This window comes from Denitratisoma sp., from assembly GCA_032027165.1.
Lineage (GTDB): Bacteria > Pseudomonadota > Gammaproteobacteria > Burkholderiales > Rhodocyclaceae > Desulfobacillus.
Genome location: JAVSMO010000001.1, coordinates 1,132,032 through 1,148,038 on the forward strand (window position 1 = coordinate 1,132,032; position 16,007 = coordinate 1,148,038).

At 60.7% G+C, this 16,007-nt stretch carries 20 protein-coding genes and 3 tRNA genes; 16 read left to right on the forward strand and 7 right to left on the reverse strand.

What is annotated here, in order from left to right; translation table 11 throughout:
• Positions 1 to 8: 8 nt before the first annotated feature.
• The 14 genes from lepB (at position 9) to ROZ00_05585 (ending at position 9,031) form a co-directional block, all read left to right on the forward strand.
• Entirely contained in the window at positions 9 to 797 is a 789-nt protein-coding gene (lepB, locus tag ROZ00_05520) for a signal peptidase I (protein ID MDT3735665.1), read from the forward strand.
• Positions 798 to 808: 11 nt separating this feature from the next.
• Positions 809 to 1,177, forward strand: a complete 369-nt coding sequence (locus tag ROZ00_05525; GenBank protein MDT3735666.1) for a DUF4845 domain-containing protein — start codon at positions 809 to 811, stop codon at positions 1,175 to 1,177.
• 11 nt (positions 1,178 to 1,188) lie between these two features.
• A complete protein-coding gene (rnc, locus tag ROZ00_05530; protein MDT3735667.1) occupies positions 1,189 to 1,860 on the forward strand; it encodes a ribonuclease III in 672 nt (223 codons plus the stop codon).
• Positions 1,857 to 2,750: a GTPase Era gene (gene era, locus ROZ00_05535; GenBank protein ID MDT3735668.1), complete on the forward strand. Its 894-nt coding sequence runs from the start codon at positions 1,857 to 1,859 to the stop codon at positions 2,748 to 2,750. The genes rnc and era overlap by 4 nt, the downstream gene beginning before the upstream one ends.
• Complete coding sequence (recO, locus tag ROZ00_05540) at positions 2,747 to 3,475, forward strand: DNA repair protein RecO (GenBank protein ID MDT3735669.1); 729 nt, start codon at positions 2,747 to 2,749, stop codon at positions 3,473 to 3,475. The genes era and recO overlap by 4 nt, the downstream gene beginning before the upstream one ends.
• Complete coding sequence (gene pdxJ / locus ROZ00_05545; GenBank protein MDT3735670.1) at positions 3,472 to 4,197, forward strand: pyridoxine 5'-phosphate synthase; 726 nt, start codon at positions 3,472 to 3,474, stop codon at positions 4,195 to 4,197. The genes recO and pdxJ overlap by 4 nt, the downstream gene beginning before the upstream one ends.
• A complete protein-coding gene (acpS, locus tag ROZ00_05550) occupies positions 4,194 to 4,580 on the forward strand; it encodes a holo-ACP synthase (GenBank protein ID MDT3735671.1) in 387 nt (128 codons plus the stop codon). The genes pdxJ and acpS overlap by 4 nt, the downstream gene beginning before the upstream one ends.
• On the forward strand, positions 4,577 to 5,611 hold the full coding sequence (gene nagZ / locus ROZ00_05555; GenBank protein MDT3735672.1) for a beta-N-acetylhexosaminidase: 1,035 nt from the start codon (positions 4,577 to 4,579) through the stop codon (positions 5,609 to 5,611). The genes acpS and nagZ overlap by 4 nt, the downstream gene beginning before the upstream one ends.
• Positions 5,612 to 5,614: 3 nt before the next feature.
• Positions 5,615 to 6,256, forward strand: a complete 642-nt coding sequence (locus ROZ00_05560; GenBank protein MDT3735673.1) for a uracil-DNA glycosylase — start codon at positions 5,615 to 5,617, stop codon at positions 6,254 to 6,256.
• Position 6,257: 1 nt separating this feature from the next.
• Complete coding sequence (uvrC, locus tag ROZ00_05565; GenBank protein ID MDT3735674.1) at positions 6,258 to 8,054, forward strand: excinuclease ABC subunit UvrC; 1,797 nt, start codon at positions 6,258 to 6,260, stop codon at positions 8,052 to 8,054.
• A gap of 18 nt (positions 8,055 to 8,072) precedes the next feature.
• Positions 8,073 to 8,642 (forward strand): CDP-diacylglycerol--glycerol-3-phosphate 3-phosphatidyltransferase, encoded by a 570-nt coding sequence (gene pgsA / locus ROZ00_05570; protein ID MDT3735675.1) that lies wholly within the window; start codon positions 8,073 to 8,075, stop codon positions 8,640 to 8,642.
• 58 nt (positions 8,643 to 8,700) lie between these two features.
• Positions 8,701 to 8,776 (forward strand) — tRNA-Gly (locus ROZ00_05575).
• A gap of 67 nt (positions 8,777 to 8,843) precedes the next feature.
• A tRNA-Cys gene (locus tag ROZ00_05580) sits at positions 8,844 to 8,917 on the forward strand.
• 27 nt (positions 8,918 to 8,944) lie between these two features.
• Positions 8,945 to 9,031 (forward strand) — tRNA-Leu (locus tag ROZ00_05585).
• Between the two features lie 142 nt (positions 9,032 to 9,173).
• On the opposite strand, the gene ROZ00_05590 is transcribed toward ROZ00_05585, so the two are convergent.
• Genes ROZ00_05590 through mltG form a run of 6 tightly spaced genes read right to left on the reverse strand, consistent with a single transcriptional unit; the run spans position 9,174 to position 13,637 of the window.
• A complete protein-coding gene (locus ROZ00_05590; GenBank protein MDT3735676.1) occupies positions 9,174 to 9,782 on the reverse strand; it encodes an ankyrin repeat domain-containing protein in 609 nt (202 codons plus the stop codon).
• Positions 9,783 to 9,835: 53 nt separating this feature from the next.
• A complete protein-coding gene (locus ROZ00_05595; protein ID MDT3735677.1) occupies positions 9,836 to 10,606 on the reverse strand; it encodes a TatD family hydrolase in 771 nt (256 codons plus the stop codon).
• Between the two features lie 15 nt (positions 10,607 to 10,621).
• Positions 10,622 to 10,990 (reverse strand): PilZ domain-containing protein, encoded by a 369-nt coding sequence (locus ROZ00_05600; GenBank protein MDT3735678.1) that lies wholly within the window; start codon positions 10,988 to 10,990, stop codon positions 10,622 to 10,624.
• An 8-nt stretch (positions 10,991 to 10,998) separates the two neighbouring features.
• Complete coding sequence (gene holB / locus ROZ00_05605; protein MDT3735679.1) at positions 10,999 to 12,036, reverse strand: DNA polymerase III subunit delta'; 1,038 nt, start codon at positions 12,034 to 12,036, stop codon at positions 10,999 to 11,001.
• 5 nt (positions 12,037 to 12,041) lie between these two features.
• A complete protein-coding gene (gene tmk, locus ROZ00_05610) occupies positions 12,042 to 12,650 on the reverse strand; it encodes a dTMP kinase (GenBank protein MDT3735680.1) in 609 nt (202 codons plus the stop codon).
• Complete coding sequence (gene mltG / locus ROZ00_05615; GenBank protein ID MDT3735681.1) at positions 12,651 to 13,637, reverse strand: endolytic transglycosylase MltG; 987 nt, start codon at positions 13,635 to 13,637, stop codon at positions 12,651 to 12,653. It abuts the gene before it with no gap.
• Between the two features lie 83 nt (positions 13,638 to 13,720).
• Between mltG and ROZ00_05620 the strand changes: the two genes are divergently transcribed.
• Positions 13,721 to 14,749: a folate-binding protein YgfZ gene (locus ROZ00_05620; protein ID MDT3735682.1), complete on the forward strand. Its 1,029-nt coding sequence runs from the start codon at positions 13,721 to 13,723 to the stop codon at positions 14,747 to 14,749.
• Between the two features lie 12 nt (positions 14,750 to 14,761).
• Positions 14,762 to 15,538 (forward strand): NRDE family protein, encoded by a 777-nt coding sequence (locus tag ROZ00_05625; protein MDT3735683.1) that lies wholly within the window; start codon positions 14,762 to 14,764, stop codon positions 15,536 to 15,538.
• Here the strand turns inward: ROZ00_05625 and ROZ00_05630 are convergent.
• Entirely contained in the window at positions 15,528 to 16,007 is a 480-nt protein-coding gene (locus tag ROZ00_05630) for a L,D-transpeptidase (protein MDT3735684.1), read from the reverse strand. The two genes, ROZ00_05625 and ROZ00_05630, sit on opposite strands and share 11 nt — an antisense overlap.

The following is a 16,007-nucleotide window of genomic DNA, read 5'->3' on the forward strand; positions in this document are numbered from 1 at the left end:
ATTTGATCTTGAACTTTGCTCTCATTCTTTTTCTGCTCACAGTTGCAACCGGCGCCATCTGGCTACTTGACATATTGGTGATGAAGAAAAGGCGAGGGGCGGATGCCGGCGAGCCGTGGTGGGTGGAATACGGTGCCAGCTTCTTCCCGGTAATCCTTGTTGTATTCCTCCTGCGGTCCTTTCTGGTGGAGCCGTTCAAAATCCCCTCCGGCTCGATGATACCGACACTGCTGGTCGGCGATTTCATACTGGTAAACAAGTACACCTATGGTATTCGCCTGCCGGTCATCAACAAGAAGGTGTTTGATTTGAACACCCCGCAGCGTGGCGACGTGATGGTGTTCCGCTGGCCGGAGGACCCCTCCCTTGATTACATCAAGCGTGTGATCGGTTTGCCAGGCGACAAAGTGGCCTGGCAGAACAAGCGCCTGTCCATCAACGGCAAGGAGATCCCCCTCACCAAGCAATCCGATTACCTGCACCCTGACCGCCTTTACTATTCGTCCCAGTATCAGGAAAGGTTGGGCGAGGTCGATCATAGAATCATTCTGGACAAGGATGCGCCAGCCTTCGTTACCCAGGTGCTGCAGTTTCCCGGCCGCGACAAATGCATCTACAATAGCGCCGGAGTGATTTGCGAGGTTCCCCCTGGACATTACTTTGTCATGGGTGATAATCGCGACGCCAGCAGCGACAGCCGGGTATGGGGATTCGTGCCGGATCAGAACATCGTCGGCAAGGCCTTCCTGATCTGGTTCAACTTTGGCGACCTGAAACGCATCGGCAGCTTCCATTGAAGGAGCACGGTATGATTGAAAAGCAGCGGGGTTTGAGCCTGATAGGCCTGATCATAGTCAGTGTCGTCTTGATTGGCGTTGCCGTCATCGGCATGAAGGTGGTGCCTTCGGTGATTGAGTACTTCACGATCATCAAGCACATCAAAACCATCGCGAACAGCGGGGCCGCCACGGTGGCAGAGGTGCGGAGTGCCTATGATCGTCAGTCCACCGTAGATGAAACCCCCAGCATCACTGGCGCCGATCTGGAAGTGACCAAGGAAGGCAACCAGTTGGTCATCTCCTTCGAATACGCGAAGAAAATCCCGATTGCCGGCAACGTCAGCATCCTCATTGATTATGCGGGCAGCAGTTCCGGCAGCAAACGACCGATCGAGTAAGTCGCTGGTGAATGAGCCTGCCATCCATTGAGCGTGCCATCGGCTACGTTTTCGTTAGCCGAGGCATACTGGATCAGGCGCTGACGCATCGCAGCTTTGCCGCGCAGCATAATGAGCGGCTGGAGTTTCTCGGCGATAGCGTTCTCAACTGCGTAATCGCACAAGCCTTGTATGAGCGTTTTGCGGGGGTGCGCGAAGGGGATCTGTCCCGCCTTCGCGCCAATCTGGTACGTCAGGAGACCTTGGCGGTAATCGCACAAAGGCTAGGCCTTGGCGAGCAATTGCGCCTCGGAGAAGGAGAACTGAAGAGCGGCGGGTTTCGCCGCCCCTCGATTCTTGCCGACGCGCTGGAGGCTGTCTTCGGCGCTGTCTTCGTCGATGGCGGTTTCGATCAGGCCCGGCACACGATTCTTCGCCTCTACGAACCCTCTCTCTCAAACCTAGACCCCCAACGTTCGGGCAAGGATGCCAAGACAACTCTGCAAGAGTTCCTGCAGGGACGCAGGCTGGCCTTGCCGCAGTACCAATTGCGCGCCACACGGGGCGAGGCCCATGCCCAGGAATTCGAAGTCGAGTGCCTGATACCCGAACTCGGCATATCCGCCACCGGACACGGTTCGAGCCGCCGTGCCGCCGAGCAGGAAGCCGCGAGGCGTGCGTTCGAACAGATAGGTACGAAATGAACGTATCGGACGGTTTTCGCTGCGGCCACATTGCCATCGTCGGCAGGCCGAACGTGGGCAAGTCGACATTGCTCAACCGTCTGGTTGGCCAAAAGCTCAGCATTGTGTCGCGCAAGGCGCAGACGACACGCCATCGCATTACTGGCGTGCTCACCCGGACCGGACAGCAATTCATTTTCGTCGATACGCCCGGATTCCAGATCAGGCACAAAAATGCGCTGAATCGCCTGATGAACCGCGGCGTGTCGCAGGCGCTTCACGACGTCGACATCGTCCTGCTGGTGATCGAGGCGGGGCGCTTCACGGAAGACGACAAGCGCATCCTTGGGATGATTCCGGAGGGCAAGACGGTGCTGCTGGTGATCAACAAGATCGACCGTCTCGCCGACAAAAAACGCTTGCTGCCCTTCATCGCGGAAATGGCCCGGACTTATCCCTTCGCCGAGATCGTTCCGGTGTGCGCCGCCAGCGGCATCGGCGGCGATGAATTGCTCGATGCGGCAGCCCGCTACCTGCCCGAATCGGCACCGCTGTTCGGCGAGGACGACCTGACCGACCGCAGCGAACGCTTCCTGGCGGCCGAATTCCTGCGCGAAAAGCTGTTCCGCCGCCTGGGCGAGGAACTGCCCTACGGCATGACGGTGGAGATCGAGCGCTTCGAACTGGAAGGCGCGCTGCGGCGGATCCATGCGGCCATCATCGTCGACAAGCCGGCGCACAAGGCGATCGTCATCGGCAGGGGCGGCGAGCAGTTGAAGGCCATCGCCAGCGACGCGCGGCGCGACCTAGAGAAACTGTTCGGCGGCAAGGTGTTCCTCGAGATCTGGGTCAAGGTCAAGGGCGGCTGGGCGGACGACGAGCGGGCGCTGAAAAGCCTGGGTTACGAATGAGCGGGTCCGGCAAGGGCAGGATGGATGGGCAGGCGGCCTACGTCCTGCATACCCATCCCTTCCGCGAGACCAGCCTGATCGTCGAGGCCTTCAGCCGGGATCACGGCCGGATCGCACTGGTGGCGCGCGGCGCGCGCCGGCCGCGCTCGGCGATGCGCGGGCTGCTGATGGCCTTCCAGCCGCTCGAACTAGGCTGGTTCGGCCAGGGCGAAATGCGCACCCTAGCCAAGGTCGAATGGATTGGCGGCCAACCGCTACTGCAGGCGCAGGCGCTGCTGCTTGGTTACTACATGAATGAATTGCTGCTCAAGCTGCTGCCGCGCGAAGATGCGCATCCGTCGCTGTTCCAGGCCTATGCCGAGGCGGTGCATGCCCTAGCGGTGGGCGAGCCGAGCCAAGCCTCGCTCAGGCGCTTCGAGAAAACGCTGCTGAAGGAGCTGGGCTACGGCCTGACGCTGGACCGCGAGGCGGACAGCGGCCGGCCGGTGGACCCGCAAAGGCACTACGCTTACGTCCTCGAGCGCGGGCCGGTGCCCCTGTCTGCCGAGGCGAGCGCAGCCGAATCGTTTTCCGGACGCGCGCTGCTGGCCATCGCGCGGGACGATTACAGCGAGGCCGAAACACTGGCGCAGTGCAAGCAGCTGATGCGCATGCTGTTACACCATTACCTCGGCGGCCAGCGACTGAGTTCGCGCCGCGTTTTCATGGAGCTGCAGGAATTGTGATTGAACTCGGCGTCAATATCGACCACGTGGCGACGCTGCGCCAGGCGCGCGGCACCTCCTATCCCGACCCCGTCCGCGCGGCGCTGCTGGCCGAGGGGAGCGGGGCGGACCTCATCACCCTGCACCTGCGCGAGGACCGCCGGCATATCCAGGATCACGACGTCGAGATCCTGCGTGGCAGGTTGAAAACGCGCATGAATCTGGAGGCGGCCGTTACCGACGAGATGGTGGCCTTCGCTCTGCGCATCCGTCCACACGACGTCTGCTTCGTGCCGGAGCGGCGGCAGGAGCTCACCACCGAAGGCGGCCTCGACGTGATCGGCGGCTTCGAGCGCGTGCGCGCCGCCTGCCGCGCCGCCACCGAGGCCGGCATCCGTGTTTCGCTCTTCATCGATGCCGAGGCGCGCCAGATCGACGCCGCCCGGGAATGCGGCGTGCCGGCCATCGAGATCCACACCGGCCGCTACGCCGAGGCCGTAGCGCCGGCGGAAATCCGCGAGGAACTCGAGCGCGTCGCCGAGGCGGCGCGCTACGCCTACAAGCTCGGCTTCAAGGTGAATGCCGGCCACGGCCTGCATTACGAGAACGTCAAGCCGATGGCGGCCATCCCCGAGATCGTCGAACTCAACATCGGCCATGCCATCGTCGCCGAGGCCATCTTCTGCGGCTGGCAGGAGGCGGTGCGCCGCATGAAGCAGCTGATGCTGGAGGCACGGCGGTGATCCACGGCGTCGGCACCGATATCGTCGCCATCGCGCGCATCGAGCAGATGCTGGCCGAGCACGGCGAACGCACCGCCGCCAAGCTGCTGGCGGCCGCCGAGATGGACCGCTATCGCCAGGCGTCCCGGCCGGCCGCCTTCCTGGCCAAGCGTTTCGCCGCCAAGGAGGCGCTCGGCAAGGCCCTCGGCCTCGGCCTGCGCGATCCGGCGACGCTGCACAACATCGCGGTGCAGAGCGACGGCATCGGCCGCCCCAGCTTTGAGTACGCGCCGCCGCTCGCCGACTGGATGCTGTCAAGGCGGCTACGGGCCCATCTCAGCCTGAGTGACGAATCCGACACCGCCATCGCCTTCGTCGTCGTGGAAAAGGAAGACACGCCATGACCGCTTCCCTGCCGCTCGGCCCGCTGATGCTCGACCTGGCGGGGCCGCGCCTCACTGATGAAGAACGCGAGCTCCTGCAGCATCCGCTGGTCGGCGGCGTCATCCTGTTCAAACGCAATTTCGAGTCGCTCGCCGTATTACAGGAACTGACTTTCGAGATTCACACGCTGCGAGAGCCACCGCTGCTGATCGCCATCGACCACGAGGGTGGGCGCGTGCAGCGCTTCCGCCACGGCTTCACCGTGCTGCCGCCGATGCGCGCGCTGGGCGCGCTGTGGGACAGCGACCCCGCCCATGCCCTCGAGACGGCCGAGGCAGCCGGCTACGTGCTGGCCGCCGAGCTGCGCGCCTGCGGCATCGACCTCAGCTTCACGCCTGTGCTCGACCTCGACCACGGCACCAGCGAGATCATCGGCAATCGCGCCTTCCATCACGATCCCGCCGCGGTGACGGCGCTCGCCGGCGCTCTCATCGCCGGCTTGCGCCGCGCCGGCATGGCCAATGTCGGCAAGCATTTCCCCGGCCACGGCTTCGTCGCCGCCGATTCCCACGTGGCGATCCCGGTCGACACGCGGCCGGTGCAGGCGCTGTATCCGGACCTTGCACCTTACCGCGCCCACCGCAAGATGGATCTCGCCGCCGTCATGCCGGCGCACGTCATCTACGAAGACCTCGATCCCAGCCCGGCCGGTTTTTCCTCCTACTGGCTGCGCTATGTGCTGCGCGGCGAACTCGGCTTCGACGGCGTGATCTTCAGCGACGATCTGTCGATGGAGGGCGCCAGCGTCGCTGGCGGCTTCGTCGACCGCGCCGATGCCGCCCTCGCCGCCGGCTGTGACATGGTGCTGGTGTGCAACAACCCGGACGCGGCGCGGCGGCTGCTGCGCGAGTGGCGGCCGCAGCACGACCCCGTCTCCGCGCGACGGCTGGAGGAGCTGCTTCCTGCCACGCCGGCGCCTTCCCTTGTGGCCCAGCAGAGCGAGCCCGCCTACCGGCAGGCGCTGGCGATGCTCGAGGCGGTCAAGGAGTAGGGCATGGTGGCGACCGCGACGACGCTGCTCGAATGCCGTGCCTGCCCGCGTCTGGCGGGCTTCCTCGCGGATTGCCGCCGCGCCCAGCCCGGCTATTTCGCACGGCCGGTGCCGCCGTTCGGCGACCCGAAAGCAAGCCTGCTCATCGTCGGCCTGGCGCCGGGCTACAACGGCGCCAACCGCACCGGGCGACCCTTCACCGGCGATTACGCCGGCGTGCTGCTGTATTCCACCCTGCATCGCTTCGGCTTCGCCAACCGTCCGCAGTCCATCTCGGCAGACGACGGCCTGCAGCTCGCCGGCTGCCGCATCACCAACGCCGTGAAGTGCGTGCCGCCGGAGAACAAGCCGGAAACGGACGAGATCAGGACCTGCAATCGCTATCTGGCCGCCGAACTGGCCGCCTCACCGCAGGCGCGTGTCGTCCTGGCGCTGGGCCTGGTGGCGCACAACGCCGTGCTGCAGGCGCTGACTTTGAAGCGCAGCGCCTGCAAGTTCGCCCACGGCGCCCGTCACGTCCTGCCGGACGGTCGCATCCTGCACGACAGCTATCACTGCAGTCGCTACAACACGCAGACCGGTCGGCTGACCGAACCGGCCTTTCACGCCGTCTTCGAATCCATTCGCTCAGATCTGAAGCGCTGACATGTTCGACAGCAAGACCCTGATCCGTTCCCTGCCCGAGGAACCCGGGGTCTACCGCATGCTCGACGCCGAGGGCCGCGTGCTCTACGTCGGCAAGGCCAAAGCCCTCAAGAAGCGCGTCGCCTCCTACTTCCAGAAGACCAACCTGAGCCCGCGCATCCGGCTCATGGTCGGGCAGGTGGCCAGCGTCGAGGTGACCGCCACCCGTTCCGAAGCCGAGGCGCTGATCCTCGAGAACAACCTTATCAAGAGCCTGTCGCCGAAGTTCAACATCCTCTTCCGTGACGACAAGTCCTATCCATATATAGAACTGTCGGCCGATGCCTGCCCGCGCATCGCCTTCCACCGCGGCGCCTTCGACAAGGGTGCGCGCTACTTCGGGCCGTTTCCGCATGCCCAGGCCGTGCGCGAGAGCATCCACCTTTTGCAGCGCATCTTTCTTTTGCGCACCTGTGAGAATTCGGTATACCAGAACCGGTCGCGCCCCTGCCTGCTGCACCAGATCCGTCGCTGCAGCGCACCCTGCGTTGGGCTGATTTCCCAATCCGATTATGCAGCGGACGTGCGCCTGGCCGAGATGTTCCTCAAGGGCCGGCACGGCGAAGTCATCGATCGCCTGACCGAGGCCATGCAGGTTGAGGCGGATCGGCTGCAATTCGAAAAGGCGGCAGCGCTGCGCGACCAGATTCGGTCCCTGCAAAATGTGCTGCATCGGCAATATGCCGAGAGCGCACGTGAGGAGGACGTCGATATCGTCGCTGCCGTAGCCGAGCGCGGCATGCTGGTCATCAATCACGCCATGGTGAGGGGCGGGCGGCATCTCGGCGACAAGGCGCACTTCCCGCTAAATGCCCAGGAGTGCTCTCCCGAGGAGGGCTTGCTGGCCTTCCTTGAGCAGCATTACGCGGATCACCCTGCACCGCCGCGCATTCTGCTCAATCTGGAGGCGCCGGAAGACCGCGAGGCGATGTTCGCAGAGGCGGCAGGTCATGCGGTTTCCCTGCAGCGTCCCCGCAACGAGATGGAACGCGCCTGGCTGGCCGTCGCGGAGCGTAATGCCCGCCTCGCCATCGAAGCGCAGGCCACGCAACAATTCAATGTTGAAGGACGTCTGGAACGGCTGCGCGATGCGCTCGGTGGCACGGAGGCGCTGCGGCGCATCGAGTGCTTCGACATCAGCCACACCATGGGGGAGGCGACAGTCGCTTCCTGCGTGGTGTGCGTCGACGGCGCCATGAAGAAGGGTGAATACCGGCGCTATAACATCGCGGGGATCACGCCCGGCGACGACTATGCGGCGATGCGCCAGGCGTTGGCGCGCCGCTACGAAAAAGTTGCAGCGGGGGAGGGGGTCCGCCCCGACCTGATCCTGATCGATGGCGGCAAGGGGCAGGTGGGTGCCGCGCGCGAAGTCCTGTCGGAGCTGGGGCTGGCCGACTTGCCCGCCATCGGTGTGGCGAAAGGTGAAGAGCGCAAACCCGGACTGGAAACCCTGCTGCTGCCGGATACCGAGTTGCCACTCAACTTGCCGGCAAACGATCCGGCCTTGCATCTCATCCAGCAAATTCGCGACGAAGCGCACCGGTTTGCGATTGCGGGTCATCGCGCACGCCGCGCCAAAGTGCGAATTCGCTCAAGCCTTGAGAATATTCCCGGGGTCGGCCCTGCCAAGCGCAAGCGACTGCTGGCGCAGTTCGGTGGCTTGCAGGGCGTAAGGTCGGCTACGGTCGAAGACTTGTGTCGGGTGGATGGTATCAGCCGCAAACTGGCCGAAGCGATTTACAATCAGCTGCACTGACCGCGAAGAGAACGGACGATGCCACTCAACATTCCCAACCTGCTGACCTGGGGCCGCATCCTCCTGATTCCGCTTTTCGTCGGTGTTTTCTACATTCATCACGATTGGCTGGCGCCGCAGGAGCAAAACCTGGCGGCGACGGCCATTTTCATCGTGGCGGCTCTGACCGATTGGCTAGATGGCTATCTGGCGCGCACCTTGAAGCAGACTTCAGCGTTCGGTGCGTTCCTTGATCCTGTGGCGGACAAACTAATGGTAGCGGCGGCCCTGATCATGCTGGTCCAATTGGACCGTGCGGATACAATCGTTGCTTTCATCATCATTGGCCGGGAAATCACCATTTCCGCGTTACGCGAGTGGATGGCCAAAATCGGCGCCTCCCGAAGTGTCGCAGTATCCTTCCTGGGCAAGGTGAAAACAGCCAGCCAGATGGTCGCCATTCCAATGCTGCTCTATCACGATCCTTTGTCGCTATTCGATCCGCAGCGCGTTGGAACGTGGCTGATTTATCTTGCAGCCGTACTCACTTTGTGGTCGATGATTTATTACATGCGAATGGCGTGGCCGCACATCGTGGAAAGGGCGTAAGGATAGGGCAGGGAAGCTTGACACTCCAGGCAGCGCCGCTATAATGCTCGCCTGTTCCGCGGGAATAGCTCAGTTGGTAGAGCGCAACCTTGCCAAGGTTGAGGTCGGGAGTTCGAGACTCCTTTCCCGCTCCAGATTTCCGGGGAAAGCGTAGCCAACTGCGTTTTCCCCTTTTAGCTTCATCAAGCCCGGATATTCCGCGGCGGGGTAGCAAAGTGGTTATGCAGCGGCCTGCAAAGCCGTCTACGCCGGTTCGATTCCGACCCCCGCCTCCAATCCTTTACGGTTTCGTTCCTTTCCTCGCCCGGATGGCGAAATTGGTAGACGCAAGGGACTTAAAATCCCTAGCCAGCAATGGCGTGCCGGTTCGATTCCGGCTCCGGGCACCATCAAAGCTTACTTGTGCCCAGCATACTGAATTGAATATAGATAAGGCTTTTGTATCCTTTAAGAAATTTAACATAATACAGATTATACGAACAAGATGTCGATAACTGAACTCTGTTTGACTTTGTTCCAGCCGCGCGCTAACTATTCCCTTGCTCCAGCCTCTTTGAGTAAATCAACGATCTCCCTGTGGCCGCCTTCAAATGCCCACTTCAATGCGGTCCCTCCCCCTGGGGTGCGAATGTCAGTGTCGGCATGTGCCTTGAGCAGCAACTTGACCGTTTCTATGTGACCATTCTTTGCGGCTAGCATCAGCGCAGTTGCCTGGTTAGGCACCAGCGCATCGACATCAGCGCCCTTGAGTAATAAGTACGCAACGACTTCTTCATGCCCATCGAAAGCGGCATAGGCCAAAGGCGTCCATCCAGAGTGATTGATTTCTGCCCCAGCCGCCACCAGAAGTTTCACGATATCCAGATGTCCCTTCAGGGCAGCAAACATCAGGGGCGTGTCCCCATATTGATTCCTTATCCGCACACGCGCCCGATGCTCAACCAGGAATTGCACGAGCTCTACATTCCCCTTTTGTACCGCCAGCATAAGCAGGGAATTCCCCGACCTGTCGACGGTATTGACGTCCATTCCACGCTGCAGAATCGAGGTGACAGTCCGCGTATCGTCATTCTCGATAGCCAGCAACAAGTCCTCATAAATGCCCGCGGAAGCTGTGCCGGAAGAGATAACCAGCGCCATGCCAAGCGCTGCAATCCTTGTCACCTTCCTTATTAGAAACAAAGTCAATTTGGTCAATTTATTGCAACCTTGAATAAGCGACAGAAGTTTGCGGTCGTGGTCCGTTCTACCTCCTTGACGTCCAAGCCTCTGAGGTTGGCAATTTCATTTGCCACATAGCGGACATAAGCCGGTTCGTTGGTCTTGCCGCGATACGGTACGGGAGCCAAATACGGCGAATCAGTTTCCACCAATATCCGATCTAGAGGGATAGATTTTGCGACTTCCTTAAGTTGTTTGGCGTTCTTGAAGGTAACAATTCCAGAAAACGAAATATGAAAACCGAGGGCAATTGCACTTTCTGCTACGGCCAAGGTTTCCGTAAAGCAATGCATTACCCCTCCAACCGCTTCGGCACCCTCTTCGCGCATGATTTTCAGGGTGTCCTCCGCGGCATCTCTTGTATGAATAATCAAAGGCTTACCTGAGTCCTTGGCGGCTCTGATATGAACTCGGAAACGCTCCCGTTGCCATTCCGGTCGGTCCTTATGCCAGTAGTAATCAAGTCCGGTTTCGCCAATCCCTATGACACGTTTGTGCTGAGCATAGCGCACTAGTTCCGCCACACCTGGCTCGGAGCAATCCTGGTGTTCTGGGTGCACGCCAACCGATGCAAAAAGATTCATGTGCTGCTCGGCTAGAGCAAGCACGTCCGGCAACTTTTCCAGGCTGACGCCAATGCAAAGCGCTGCGCCAACATCGGCATCTTTCATTGAATTGAGGACTTGGTCGATTCTGCCGGCGAGTTCAGGGAAATCAAGGTGGCAATGCGAGTCAACCAGCATCAAGGTGCGACACTGCTAAATGGTATGGGTCTGGCGGCCGGCAGGATAGCCGGCCAGGATGGTTTCTATCTTGCGCTTGGCCGCCTGTCCGGATTCGTCTTCGCTGAATTGCACCCCAATGCCCTGCGTCTTGTTGTTCTGCGCGCCTGCCGGGGTGACCCAAACAACTGATCCAGCGATGGGCAGTTTCCCGGGTTCATCCATCAGCGACAGCAGCATGAATACCTCATCGCCGATCGCATAAGGCTTGGCGGTGGGCACAAAGATCCCCCCGCGCTTCAGATAGGGCATGTATGCTGCATAAAGCGCTGATTTTGAATTGATGTTTAGTGATAGAACGCTTGGGCGGGCACCTACAGGCTGGGGTTTTGCAGGCTCTGACATGAAGTCCGTTATCTCCCACTCAAGGCTGCTCGCGCATAACGAGACAGCATGTCTTCAAGGAACAGTCGAGGATTCAATGGGTGTTGCGATACGGCCTTTATCCGCAGCAACTCATTGTAGCAGTCAATTAAAGCCGTTATCGAAGCTCGTCCCGCAGCTGCGCGAACTTCCTGCATTTTATGGGTGTGAAAAACTGCCAGACCGCATAGTTTCATGATGACCAGATCGAACACCCATTTTTGCAACCAGCTTACCAGCGTGCGCCTATCTACCGAGGCCTCCCCTTCCTTGTTTTCCTTCAGCCAGACCTCCCAACGCCCGGCTATCGCGACGGGACCGGCAAGTTCAAGTTGCGCCAAATCCCGATAAAAGCCATCCAGGCGCTCCCAGTTTCCAGCTTCTCCTGCAGCGGCCAGCGGCATACCGCCGGCGTGGGCCAGCAGGTCCTCGGCATGCGGGATGCCCGATTCCCGTAACCAGGCCATTGCCTGAGAGGTTGTTGGTTTCGGGAAGTTGAATGTGTGGCACCGGCTGAGTATCGTCGGCAATAACCTTCTTTTGTTATTAGTTATCAATATAAACAATGTACTTGATGATGGTTCTTCAAGCATTTTAAGAAGTGCATTTGCGGTGGCCTGATTCATTGCTTCGGCTGGTTGGATGATGATGATGCGGGCCCCCTGGCGGTGGGTGCCGATGCCAAGGAAGTCGTCAAGGACGCGAATTTGATTGATGCGGATCTGCTCTGACTTTTTCTTTTGGGTGGCCGGTTCCGTATCGTCATCCGCCCCGTCAGATTCGTCGCTACCTGGTTCAATCAACCTGAAGTCGGGGTGATTGCCAGCCGAAAACCAGGTGCAGGACGGGCATTTCCCGCAAGCCTCCGCAATCCCGCTTGCACTCTCGCACAGCAGCCTGGCCGCCATGGCTCGTGCAAAATCCATTTTGCCACCACCCTGCGGACCTCCAAGAAGGAGTGCATGCGGTAGGCGATCAGCCTGCCCGATAAGTCGGTTCCAGTGCTCGCTATGCCACGAATAAATCATTATAATTATAATGTTGCAATTATTAGTTCAAGTGATTTCTGTATTTCGGGTATGCTTTTCCTGGAGTCGATCACCTTGATGCGATCTGGTTCGGCGCCTGCCCGTTGCAAATATGTGTCTCTGACGCGTTCGAAGAATTCCTGCGTTTCCTTCTCGAAACGATCAGGTGCATTTCCGGTTTTTGCCAATCGCCCGCAGGCGATTTCGGGGGGCAGGTCGAAAACAATCGTGAGATCAGGTTGGAAGCCGGCCTGGACCCAGCTTTCCAGCGCCATGATTTTCTCCGGAGCCAGCCCCCTTCCTCCGCCTTGGTAGGCATAGGAGGCATCGGCAAAGCGGTCTGAAACCACCCATTTCCCCGCTGCCAAGGCCGGCAGGATCAACTTGTCCAGATGCTCCCGCCGAGCGGCAAACATCAGCAACGCCTCCGTTTCGATATGCATGGGTTCGGACAGCAGCAAGGCGCGCAGTTTTTCCCCAAGCGGCGTCCCGCCGGGCTCACGGGTTGCGACGATTTCCCTGCCCTGGTGCTTCAGAAAATCGATGAGCCAGGCATGATGGGTGCTCTTTCCTGCTCCGTCGATGCCTTCCAGAGTGATGAATTTGCCGCGCATTCAATTCCCTTTTCGCAATTGGTATTTCGCCACGGCCCGGTTGTGCTCGTCCAGAGTGCGGGAAAACTGGCTGGAGCCGTCGCCGCGCGCGACGAAATACAGCATCTCGGTTCTTGCAGGATGCAGTACCGCCTGGATCGAGGCCAGTCCGGGCATGGCGATGGGTGTCGGCGGCAGGCCGGGCCGCGTGTAGGTATTGTAGGGGCCATCCGCCAGTAGGTCGCGCTTGCGCAGATTGCCGTCGAACTTATCGCCCAGGCCATAGATGACCGAGGGATCGGTCTGCAGCAACATCCCCCTTTTCAGCCGGTTGAGGAAAACGGAGGCGATTTGCGTGCGGTCCCGGGATTGTCCGGTTTCCTTTTCCACGATCGAAGCCAGGATCAGGGCTTCATACGCTGATGCGTAGGGCAGGCCGGTCTCGCGGCCTGCCCATTCAGCCTGCAGTATCTGGTTCAGCTGTCGATGCGATCGCCTGAGTATGTCGATGTCGCCCGACCCCTTGGCGAAGAGATAGGTGTCCGGAAAAAAACGGCCCTCGGCCGGTCCTTCTATGCCCAGCCTGTCCATGATCTGACTTTCCGTCCAGCCAGCCGTGTCATGGCGGATATCCGGATGGGCATCGAGGGCGGATCGCATCTGCCGGAACGTCCATCCTTCCAGGAATACGACTTCCGCCTGGGTGACGTCGCCCCGCGTCAGTTTTTCCAGCAACTGCAATGGGGTGATGCCCCGGGAAACCTCATAGCTGCCTGCCTTGATCTCTGCAGCCTTGCCCAAGGCACGCCCAAGCAAGGTGAATTGCCAGGCCGGCATCGAGAAGCCAGCCTCCTCGATCTGGCGCGAGGCGCTGCGCAGGGGGCTGCCCGCCTTGATCGTGAAGTCGAGCGGGCTGTTTTTTAACAAGATCGGCGAGATGGCGAAATACCCCATCCAGCCAACAAAGAGGAGCGCTACGGCAAACATCAAGCCGAACAGGCGAAACATCCAGCGCATTATCGGACAGGGATTGAAAAGGGGCAGGTCCGCAAAAAGATATAATAACCCACCCCCAATCTGACGAAGACAACATGAATTCGAACTGGCAGAACTTCCTCGCAACCCGTGGCGCGCGCTTTGAAGCTGGCCAGGTGCTTGATTTCGGCGATGCCAAGTCTGAGCTTGCAGCTGCCGAATCTGGCACCGTGCTAGCGCCCCTGACTCAGTTCGGTCTGATCCGGGCGACCGGCGAAGATGCCGCGACATTCCTGCACAATCTGCTTTCCAACGACATCCAGCACCTCGGACGAAATCATGCCGAACGATGCGGGTTCTGCAGCCCGAAGGGGCGCCTCCTGGCCGACTTTCTGATCTGGCGCGAGAACAACGATTACCTGCTGCAGCTGTCCACCGACATCAAGCCGGCGATCCTCAAGAAACTCGGCATGTATGTTCTGCGCTCGAAAGTGAAGCTCTCGGATGCGAGCGTCGATACCGTCCTGCTCGGCATTGCCGGCGATGGGGCAGCAGTCGCCCTTAAGGCTCTGGGACTGGAAATTCCTGCTGCGCCGTTCGATGTGGCGCATTTCGCCGACGGTTCGGCCATCCGTCTGGACGCGCACCGCTACCAATTGGCGCTGCGGCCTGACGCGGCTGTCCGGATGTGGGATCAGCTGGCTACCCTGATGACGCCGGCCGGCGCGACAACCTGGCGCTGGCTGGAGGTTGCGGCGGGCATTCCGCACATCACTTCTTTCACCCAGGAAGAGTTTGTGCCGCAAATGGCCAACCTCGAGTTGATCGGCGGCGTCAGTTTCACCAAGGGCTGCTATCCCGGCCAGGAAGTGGTGGCGCGGACGAAATATCTCGGCAAGGTCAAGCGCCGCGCCTATCGCGCGCATGTCCAGGGAAACTGCCCCCTGCCCGGCACGGATCTTTTCAGCCCCGATCTGCCGGACCAGTCGTGCGGCAAAGTCATCGAGGCCGTGCCGAGTCCTGCGGGGGGGTGCGAGATGCTGGCCTCGATGCTGATGTCGAGTGCCGAAACGGGCGATGTGCGCCTGGGCAGCGCTGACGGCCCGCGGCTGGAATTCCGCTCCCTGCCCTACGCGCTCGAATAGCCGTCACAGGCCATGTGCCTGATCCTGCTTGCCTGGCAGGCCCACCCCGACTACCCCCTGGTGGTGGCGGCCAATCGCGACGAGTACTTTTCCCGCCGTACTGCAGCGGCTGACTTTTGGAGCGATGCGCCGGACGTTCTGGCTGGACGCGATCTCGAGGCAGGCGGCACCTGGCTGGGCGTGACCCGAAGCGGGCGCTTTGCCGCGCTGACCAACTATCGTGATCCTGCGCGGAACAAGACGGGCGCACCTACGCGCGGCGGACTGGTTAGTCGCTTCCTGGCAGACGACCAGCCTGCCGAGAACTATTTGTCGGAGCTCGAATCCAGCGCGCATCGTTACAACGGCTTCAATCTTGTCTTCGGCGACCTGAATGGCCTATGGTGCTTTTCGAATTGTGGCGAAGGAGAACAGGCGCTCGCGCCCGGCGTGTATGGCCTGTCGAACCATTTGCTCGACACACCCTGGCCAAAGGTTGCGCGGGGCAAGTCGGCCCTGAGCGGCGCCCTTCAGGCCTTGCCCGACGAAGCGTTGCTTTTCGCCCTGTTGCGCGACGACAGCATCGCGCCGGACGAGGCGCTGCCGCGCACCGGGGTCAGCCTGGAGTGGGAGCGGCTGTTGTCCGCAGCTTTTGTCCGTTCACCTCAATATGGAACGCGTTCGGCCACCGTCCTGCTGAGAGACCGATCCGGCAGGGTTCGCTTCATCGAGCAGGGGTTCCTGCCGGATGCCTCGCCAGGCGAGAGGCGCGAGTTCGCTTTCGCCGTTTCCGGACCGGCTATTCGGTAATCTCCACCGCCGTTCTCGCCGGAACAAGGTCGAAGAGCTCGACAATATCCCGGTTGTGCATGCGGATGCAGCCGATCGAGCCGGGCTGGCCCAGCTCGGTACCGTCGGGCGTGCCATGGATGTAGACAAAGCGGCGCATGGTGTCGACATCGCCCAATCGGTTGCGGCCGGGTTCGCAGCCGGAAAGCCAGAGGATGCGCGTCAGGATCCAGTCGCGCCCCGGATGCTTGTCTGCAAGTTCGCGTGAATAGATTTCGCCTGTCGGCCGTCTTCGGACGAACACGGCGTTCTCGGGCTGTCCTGCACCGATTTTCGCACGCACGATATGGCGGCCGCGCGGCGTACGGTAGCTGCCGCGTTGTTCCCCAGGCCCCATCTTGGAGGTCGAGACCGTGTAGGAACGCAGGCGTTTCCCCGAGTCGTCGAATAGTTCGAGAGATTGGCGGGAGAGCGAGACGCGGATCTTCAT